Annotated in this window: 1 protein-coding gene; it reads left to right on the top strand. The window is 63.8% G+C overall.

What is annotated here, in order from left to right; genetic code table 11:
- Window positions 1–1,286 (top strand): AMP-binding protein (locus tag AB0H61_RS39040; protein WP_357313996.1); only part of this gene is annotated, 1,286 nt, incomplete at both ends.

Genomic DNA, 1,286 nt, shown 5'->3' with positions numbered 1-1,286 from the left:
GAGTTCATTCTCGGCGACGCCGGATCTGAACTCATCCTTACCGACACCACCATCGACCTGCCCGACACGTCTACGCCCCGTGTACTGGTGGACACCCTCGTCGCGTATCCGGCCGCGAACTCGAATACCAACCCCACCAACGATGTTCGCACCCATCGGCTGCACCTCGATAATCCCGTCTACCTGATCTACACCTCCGGGTCCACGGGGACACCCAAGGGCGTCATCATCACCCACCGCAACCTCACCAATCTTCTGACACAGGTCGGGTCGACTGTGCTGACGGCTACGTCGTCGATTGTTGTGGCAGGTACGTCCATGGGTTTCGACGTGTCGGTTGCGGAATTGTTTGCGCCGTTGAGTGCGGGGGGCCGCGTCGAGTTGATTCGCGACAATCTCGCGCTCGGCCGCCACGTTTCGACCAGAGGTTTGATCAGCACTGTCCCCTCGGTGTTCGAGGAAGTACTCGACACCCTTGCCGAACCGGTCCGGTTCGGTGGTGTGTTGCTGTCCGGGGAGATGTTGCCCAGTCGGCTCGTCGAAAGGGCGCTGGCCGCGCGCCCGGGCACACCGGTCATCAACGCGTACGGGCCGACGGAGACAACGGTATTCGCTACATGTTACCAGGTAGGCGGGCCGGCAGAGATGGGGCACTCGGTGCCGATCGGTGGTCCGTTGGGGAATGTGCGGGTGTATGTGTTGGACGGGGGGTTGCGGCCGGTTCCGGTGGGTGTGGTGGGGGAGTTGTATATCGCCGGTGTGCAGTTGGCGCGTGGGTACAAGGGCCGTGCGGGTTTGACGGGTGCGCGGTTTGTGGCCTGTCCCTTCGCTTTCGGGGAGCGGATGTATCGCTCCGGTGACGAGGTGCGCTGGACCTCGGATGGCGTGCTGGAGTTCGTGGGGCGGGTTGATGATCAGGTGAAGGTGCGGGGTGTGCGGGTGGAACCGGGTGAGGTCGAGGCGGTGCTGCTGACCCATCCCGCGGTCAGCCGTGCGGTGGTTGTGGGCCGGGCAGCCGTTGACGAGACCCTGCGATTGGTGGGATACGTGGTGCTCGATCGGACCGCGCTCGTGCGGCGCGATCGGGTGTGGGAGCGGGAGCTGGTGGCGCAGTGGGGACTCGTGCACGATGACCTGCATGCCGCGGACAGGTGGATCCCGCCGGACAACGATTTGGATGAGCCGGGGTTTGGGGCGGATTTTCGTGGGTGGGTGAGTAGTTATTCGGGTGAGCCGATTCCGTTGTCGCAGATGTTGGAGTGGCGGGATGTGACGGTGGCGCGGAT

It is taken from the genome of Nocardia sp. NPDC050710, from assembly GCF_040654375.1.
Lineage (GTDB): Bacteria > Actinomycetota > Actinomycetes > Mycobacteriales > Mycobacteriaceae > Nocardia.
Note: the sequence above shows the minus strand (reverse complement) of the source record. Positions and strands in the feature narration are given on the sequence as shown.